Below are 7,218 nucleotides of genomic sequence, written 5' to 3' on the forward strand. Positions count from 1 at the left end.
CTAAAGGGGTGATGTTTTGCTGACAATTTTCTAAATCAGCCAGTGTGACCTGCTGAGGTCTTCCCTCATCGAAAGCCAGTAGTGCTGCTTCTGATGCCAGGGTTTCTAACTCAGCACCACTAAACTTGTCGGTGCTAGCAGCGATCGCCTCTAAATATTCCTGCGGAACTTCTATACCAAACCGTTCTAAGTGAATCTTAAGAATTTGGCAGCGTTCCAACTCAGTAGGTAGGTCAACAAAGAAATTTTCATCAAACCGCCCTTTCCGCTTAAACTCAATAGGCAGCGCTGTTGGGTCATTACAGGTTGCCACCACAAACACCCCCGCCGTACATTCAGACATGAAAGTGAGGATATTCCCCAGAATCCTTTGTGAGACTCCAGAGGTATCACCATTAGCTGAAAGTGCTTTCTCAACCTCATCAATCCACAAGATACAGGGTGCAATAGCTTCAGCCGTCTTGAGTGCGCGGCGGACATTGCCCTCAGATTCTCCCACCAGGCTACCAAGCATCGAGGCAATGTCTAATTGCAGCAGGGGAAGGTTGAGTATGGTTGCAATGTTCTTTGCTACTATCGATTTACCCGTCCCTGGTGGCCCTGCCAGTAGCACTCCTTTAGGTTGGGGTAGATTTAGCGATCGCGCTTCCTGGGAAAATAACCGACGGCGGCGTTGCAACCAATCCCGCAATAAATCCAAACCACCAAAAGGTATGGTCGCTGATTTACCCAATTCGATACCCATCTGAGACAGTAGGCGGGTTTTGTATTCGACAACCAAAGGGATGACCGTAGTATCAATTACTATACCTTTAGAAGTTAATCGCTCCTTAACAGTGAGCCGCAGAAAGTCGCTGATTTCCTCCAAGGTTAGCCCTAAAGCTGCCCTTGCCAAGGTTTCTTTATCTTCAGTGGTGAGAGATACGGTAAAAGTTACCTCTTGCTCGCTGGCAGATTCTTGCAAGTATAGTAAATATGATTCTAAGTGGTCTTGAATTTGCTCAATGCTGGGCAAAGGAACTTCACAGCAAGGAATTAGTCTCAGCAGGGATTCGTGCAGTTGAATGTTTTGACCTAAAAACACAATTCGCTTTTCAGTCGGTTTGAGGCGATGGTACAAGTTTTTTACTCTGGTGAGGATTTCCCAACTCAATTGCAGGGAGTTTCTACCCACAAAAGGGTGAACATCTCCCAGGATAAAAACTCCATTACTACCAAAATTATTGATGTACTCGAACACATATATTAAAGGGTCTATGTTAGGAGGCTTTTTATACGTCTCGACTGATTTGAACACCAGTCCACCGTCGTCAGCAATCAGACATTGCTCCAAGCCGGAAACTCCCAAATTCCAGAAGTACACAGGACTATTAAGTTTGTCCATCACTTCAGTAGTTAACCACTGAATGATAGTGGCTTCTTCGGGGGACAGAACATCTATTGCCACGATGGGTATTTGAGAGTCAATGGTGGTAATCAGGTTTGATAGTTTCATTGTTGCTAATTTTGATCGGGTACGGGAGAAAGTTTTTCGTGAGTGGTAACAAGATGCACGACTACTTCGTAAACTTCGGTATCGCCGTTAAATACTTCAGCAACTCCAGAAGAATTTGGATGAGCAATGGCGGAAATTAGGGCATTGACTAAAGCGCACAGTCCCTCGGCATTTCCTTTGATAATTACTGGTTGCCGCGCTCCTTTTGAGGGGTAAATATGCAGCATCGGATAATCTTCAGGTAGTTCACTCATAGAAAAATTGTGCAGGGGGATTTTCCTTGTCCCCCATCGAATGTTTATTGGTGCAGTCGTTGTTGATGAGTAATGATGCTACGAAGCTGTTGCTGAGATTCTGGTTTGTAAGTGCGATCGCTTTGCACTATACCCAAAGCTTCCTCAAAGGGTTGGGTTGCTTCTAGGCACGACAAACCCTCAAATCCCTCGGCTTCTATTTTCACTTCGCCTGTAGCAGTGTCAAAATGTATCAAGATTGCCCGTTCCATAAGTTACCTCCGTATTTGTTGAGCTTGCTGGTGTGCTGAAAATGCAAGACGCAGGGTATGTACCTGACCGTTGGTTTCTTCTGTGATGGTGCATTCTCCCAGATGTTCTTGTAACTGGGCTGCTTTAGCGCGAACCATCTTCTGTCCGTAGGCTTGTATTAAGGTGTGCGAAAAGAAGTCTTCTCCTAGTCGGGGTACAGTTTCATAGGCATCATGGATGAGTTGATACACCCCTGCCTCCTGATCCCACTTAAACCCGATATCTGCGCGGACACTTAAACTACGGCCAGGGACAACAATCTCAGCACTTTGTCCTTGGGAGTCGTCGTAATAACCTCTCAGCGATTGTGGTTTTTCATAAACTTGGACGGTAAGCTGCAAATCTTGTAGAGCTTGTACTAAACATTCACGGTTAGTTAGTTTTGTAGTGACAGTTGAAAAGTGCGACATTTACTACCTCTAAATACTGTGGACTGGTAAATTAATGCGAACAGTGGTGATAGACAAGGAAGCAAAAAGTTCCTACCTATCACTTCCCCTCTTAGTTCCGTAGCAAGCTTGGGAAGTGTAGGCGTATTGTCTTCCTCTACAACGCCACTTGCTTACTGCTGTGGAAACCCGTCCACCGCAGTGGCTCCCCCACACCTCGTTTTCGATCAAGGACGATACAGACACGTTCTTGATTGTTTTTTCTAGCGAAGTTTGAGGGACATCGCTGTAGCTCTGGTTAATCCCATACCTTCATCAGTTGCTAATCGTTGGAGATGGCGTTGTTCATCCAGAAGCTTGGAACAAATTTCATCCATTTTTTTCTGCAACTGAGAACGCCCTTGTGAATCGAGCTTTTTGGCATCCACAGAAGCGTTTTCGAGAACATTTTCTAGATGAGCCATCATTTGTCCAAGGCTGCTACCTGCTTCAAAACTGGCGTTAGCCAAAAGCATTTGGACTTTCTTGAAATGGCGTTCCATCTTCTTCTTGAAGTTGACAGGCTTTCGTCCTGGTTCCCAATTGCTCAAATCTTCGAGCAACTGGGCTGCTAGTTGTTCGCCTCCTGCGATCGCTGATTCCCTCAGTGTTTGTTCTAAATTTCTGTCATACTGTTCGATAAACCGAGTTATTTGTCCTAAGCATTCAGCTTGTTTCTCTGACAATTGTTCACTGATGGCGGGAATAATGACAGGACGACCAATTACTACTTGTAAATAGTCCTCTAGTTCCTCTAAACAGGGAAAAGCTTTGGCTAAGTTCTGCTTAACTTCTTGTTGTTGTTCTACAGATAACTGCCAAGCATTGAGTGAGAGAAATTTGTCAATACGTTCTTGATAGTCTGCGTACCCCTTTTCATACTCTTCTTTCAGTTGAGTGCGTAAAACAGGTGCAATATTATCTCGAATTCCGATTAGTTGATTCCAGACCAAGGGCGCTAAGTCTATAGAACAAATCCAATCACCATTGTCATAATTCATCCATTCTTGGACTGAAGCAATTTCTTGCCTTAATTGGTTTGCTGCTTCGTCTAAAGCTTTGAAAACTTTGATGCCCTTTAAACCAACTTCTGAGGTTGTAACCTTCACTAAGTCAGATTCTTGTTCATCTTGAGAATATTTGAGAACATCTGTCCATTTTGGAGCATTACTCTTGGTTGTCTTCTTTAACTGAATCTTGAAACGGATGCGAGTTTTATTCAACTTAGAGATGTTATATCTTTCAACAACAGCGTCTTTTAGAAAGGTTTCGCTTGAATGTGTAATCACTGCTTGTACCACATTTACTAGGAATAATAACTTTTACCCTCAGTAAATAAAGCGTAAGCTTTACCTTTTTGCCACTAATTTAGGCTAGAATTTTATTCATATAAATCATTTAATTGCTTACTAAATTTAGTTAAACTTGATTGTAATTTTAAAAATAATTTGAGACTAAAAAGCTGCTAAAATCAGATTTTTAGCAGAAATATTGGAAAAAAAAGACAGTCTTTGTATAGTTAGTAAGCAGTTCTTAAAGTTAGCAAATTTTTCATAAGACATTATCTATTTCATAATTTAGCAATCATAAGCTAATCGTCATTTATTTCTCCAGATTTATTCACTTGTAGTAAGGGCTTAAGCCCTGCTTTCATGCAACTTAAATGCTCATTAGCTTATTTGATTTGTGAAAATTACAAGGCACAGAACCCCGATTTATCTAATAAATCGGGGTTCTCATTGTTCACGAATGATTAATCTGAATTTTGTGTCGAGATTGCTATACACAATTATCACCGGATAACTAATATCCGTTGTCTAGCCCGTGAGCTAGAAACATAGTACAAACGATTAAACTCTCTAATCTTTGCCAGGACTGCCTTACTGTCATCTCCTCGTTCTGGATAAAGTCGCTTACTCAAATCTTTACCATCAATACCCGCTTCTAAGAAAGTGCTACCTTGGCTATTGTGAACAGTTAATGCAAAGCAGTTTCTGATGTTGGCAAACTGCTCTGAATGTTTGTAGTACTGCTTCCACAGAAAGGGATTACGCTTGGCACTTTTGAGTAAACGTTTGGTTTCTTGGTCAAATTGTTTTTGCTCATCTTCATGCAGAACATAGATTTGACGCACAATCCCTTCATCTGTCTCTACCTTCAACCTCCAAGTATCATAGTTGTTGTAACGATCCCCAAAAACATCTAAAACAGTAAACTCTGTAGATGTAGAAAGAATCGTAGTTTTACCATCAGGAGCCATCACAGGATCTCTGGTGATTAATCTCTCTCCAGGAATAAAGCGATTGATATTTTCACCATATAAATGTGTGCGAATCTGCTGATTGTAAAAGTCAACTTGAGTATTAGTCCAGGACAAAATTCGGAAACAATCTGGGTTTTGAGCAAATTCTCTCTTCATCTTTTTGTAGGCATAATGCAGCAAAGTTTGACGTTTAACCATCAGCGCCCCATTACTTTTATCAGGTAGATATTTGGCATAAGGCTCAAAAGGAAACTTGCTCTTGGTAACTGCATAGCGAGAAGCAGTGACAAACTCTAACAAAGGGCTACCAGTTCCCTGACGCACAACTTGAGTCAAAACTGCTTTATCTGGCACTTGAAAACTAGGGGATTTTCCTTCATTAACTGGATTTAACTGTGCTGGGTCGCCCATGAGAATAATTTTGATTTTTGTCCAAGTGGATGATTGGTTAGCAACATCCTCAATCCAGCGCCAGAGTTGTTTGCCAATCATGGAACATTCATCAATAAAGACAACATCAAATAGATTGATGTAAGAAGGCCCAGTTTGGTCAAGTACTTTCTCTTTACCTCTAGTTACCATACCCAGTCCTAACAACTGGTGAATGGTGAAGAATTCTACCCCTGTTACGCCATTTTCTGCCGCCATGCGTTGCAGCACACCTACAGCTTTATTAGTGGGTGCAGTCAGTACAACTCGCTTACCCGCAGCGACAAGAACTTTAATTAGTTGGAAAACAATAGTTGACTTGCCGGTTCCAGCATAGCCAACCAGCAGAAATAAAGCAGCCATCACAGTTGGCTGTATAAATGTCCACATTGCATCTAAAGCTTTTTGTTGCTGCTGGGTGAGTTGAAATGGAAAAGAACCTGTTGCAGCGAAAGTAGAAAGTGTTTGGATCATCATCGCGGGAGCTAATTCCATTAATTGATCCACTCAATGCAGCGATAGCTGTTGGTTTTGCTTCTCCAAAAAACAACACTCCTTCTGGTTCGAGGAATATGTTTCCATATCCATTCGGCATTATCAGCAATCAATATATTGAAAGTTTTTTAACATTCAGATGATTTAGTTAAATCTGGAGTTGCACATATATATTTTTCTATGAAGGTAAGCATCCCCAATCTTAAAATTATTGCTACTCGGAAATCCTACTTTAATTCTTGTCATTACAAATTTTCGCGCTCGTCACCATACATTAGACCCAGTAAATCTTACTACGCATTGATACGTATTTTAATATACTGAATATTTTAATATACTGAAAATAGTTTTTAGCGTAGGCGTGGCCCGCCGTAGACATTGCTCGTTTTTTAGCCTGAGTCACAAAATCTCATCCCGTTGCTCCCATCTCTATGTTATTTATCAAACAAAAATACCTGCCTTACAGGATTGCATTTTTCAGTGTGGGAGTAACCTTGCTAGTCAAGTTGGGACTAGAGCATCTAACTGGAATCACAAGTTCTTTCAGCTTGTGGCTGATTGCTATCGCTATAAGTACTTGGTACGGTAGTATCATTTCAGGATTGACATCAGTGTTTTTGGCTGCTTTAGCTAGTCATTACTTTTTTACAAACCCATCTTCTACTCTCGATAGTCTGGAATTTGTATTATTTCTTATCGAGGGTCTATTAATCAGTGCGCTAACTGCTAACTTCCAGTCAAGCAAACAGCAGTCAGATACTGACAAAACAGAAGCCCAAATCAATCTAAAAGATTTATTACAGAGTCAGCGTTCACTTCGCCAAGGTGAAGAACTATACCGAACATTAACCCAAAATCTACCCAATGGAGTAGTTTTTCTCTTCGATCGAGATATGCGCTTTATGGGTGCTGAGGGTACAGAACTGCAAATCTTTGGTTTACCAAAAGAAGAGTTCCAAGGTAAAACGCTGCACGAAACTGTTCTCCCTGAGACTTACGAACTGATAGAACCAGTTTACCGTAGTACCTTACAGGGTACCCCAATGTGTATTGAAATCCCTTATAACAATCAAGTTTATCTAGTACAAACTTTTCCAGTTAAAGATGAAAATAGCAAAATTCTGACGGGCTTGGCAATCTTCCAAAACGTCACGAACCGCAAACAAGCAGAAGCAAAAATTATCAAGTTAAACCAAGCTTTAAATCGACGAGTTAAAGAACTACAAACTTTGTTAGAGGTGATTCCAACTGGCATTGGCATTGCAGAAGATCCAGAATGCCGAACTATTCGAGCTAATCCGGCTCTTGCTAAACTGCTGGGCATACCTGTTGACGCAAATGCCTCTCTCAGCGCTCCTAATGATGAACGTCCAACTAACTTTAAAGTTTACCAGTTAGGCAGAGAACTAGCTCCAGAAGAACTTGCTATGCAATATCGGGACTTAAACAAAAACTAAGCCCAAATAAAGCCTAAACTGGCTTTATAAGCAGCAAACACGTCACGGTTAAGGGTCAACCAATCGAAAAATCGATAAGACATAGCTGTTTTAAAAGCTTCTAAAG

At 41.3% G+C, this 7,218-nt stretch carries 7 protein-coding genes; 1 reads left to right on the plus strand and 6 read right to left on the minus strand.

Features of this window, described 5'->3' with window-relative positions; all coding sequences use genetic code 11:
* The 6 genes from AC1F2U_RS34300 to AC1F2U_RS34325 all read right to left on the minus strand — a co-directional run.
* The coding region (locus tag AC1F2U_RS34300) for an AAA family ATPase (protein WP_480265199.1) at positions 1 to 1,495 on the minus strand (1,495 nt) is incomplete at its 3' end.
* Between the two features lie 5 nt (positions 1,496 to 1,500).
* Positions 1,501 to 1,749: a hypothetical protein gene (locus AC1F2U_RS34305; protein WP_480265200.1), complete on the minus strand. Its 249-nt coding sequence runs from the start codon at positions 1,747 to 1,749 to the stop codon at positions 1,501 to 1,503.
* Positions 1,750 to 1,793: 44 nt separating this feature from the next.
* Positions 1,794 to 2,000, minus strand: coding sequence for a DUF2997 domain-containing protein (locus AC1F2U_RS34310; protein WP_480265201.1), 207 nt, complete (start codon positions 1,998 to 2,000; stop codon positions 1,794 to 1,796).
* A gap of 3 nt (positions 2,001 to 2,003) precedes the next feature.
* Positions 2,004 to 2,450, minus strand: a complete 447-nt coding sequence (locus AC1F2U_RS34315; protein WP_480265203.1) for a DUF1257 domain-containing protein — start codon at positions 2,448 to 2,450, stop codon at positions 2,004 to 2,006.
* A gap of 242 nt (positions 2,451 to 2,692) precedes the next feature.
* On the minus strand, positions 2,693 to 3,769 hold the full coding sequence (locus AC1F2U_RS34320) for a hypothetical protein (protein ID WP_480265204.1): 1,077 nt from the start codon (positions 3,767 to 3,769) through the stop codon (positions 2,693 to 2,695).
* A 491-nt stretch (positions 3,770 to 4,260) separates the two neighbouring features.
* Positions 4,261 to 5,655 carry an ATP-dependent DNA helicase gene (locus tag AC1F2U_RS34325; protein WP_480265205.1) on the minus strand — a complete coding sequence of 465 codons (1,395 nt, stop codon included), beginning with the start codon at positions 5,653 to 5,655 and terminating at the stop codon, positions 4,261 to 4,263.
* Between the two features lie 431 nt (positions 5,656 to 6,086).
* On the opposite strand from AC1F2U_RS34325, the gene AC1F2U_RS34330 reads away from it, so the two are divergent.
* Positions 6,087 to 7,112 carry a DUF4118 domain-containing protein gene (locus AC1F2U_RS34330; RefSeq protein ID WP_480265206.1) on the plus strand — a complete coding sequence of 342 codons (1,026 nt, stop codon included), beginning with the start codon at positions 6,087 to 6,089 and terminating at the stop codon, positions 7,110 to 7,112.
* Positions 7,113 to 7,218: the final 106 nt, after the last annotated feature.

This window comes from Nostoc sp. LEGE 12454, assembly GCF_056620565.1.

Bases quoted from the DNA above. Each gene is read 5' to 3' on its own strand.
- AC1F2U_RS34310 (WP_480265201.1), bottom strand. From the start codon at position 2,000: ATGGAACGGGCAATCTTGATACATTTTGACACTGCTACAGGCGAAGTG.
- AC1F2U_RS34305 (WP_480265200.1), bottom strand. From the start codon at position 1,749: ATGAGTGAACTACCTGAAGATTATCCGATGCTGCATATTTACCCCTCA.
- AC1F2U_RS34315 (WP_480265203.1), bottom strand. From the start codon at position 2,450: ATGTCGCACTTTTCAACTGTCACTACAAAACTAACTAACCGTGAATGT.
- AC1F2U_RS34325 (WP_480265205.1), bottom strand. From the start codon at position 5,655: ATGGAATTAGCTCCCGCGATGATGATCCAAACACTTTCTACTTTCGCT.
- AC1F2U_RS34330 (WP_480265206.1), top strand. From the start codon at position 6,087: ATGTTATTTATCAAACAAAAATACCTGCCTTACAGGATTGCATTTTTC.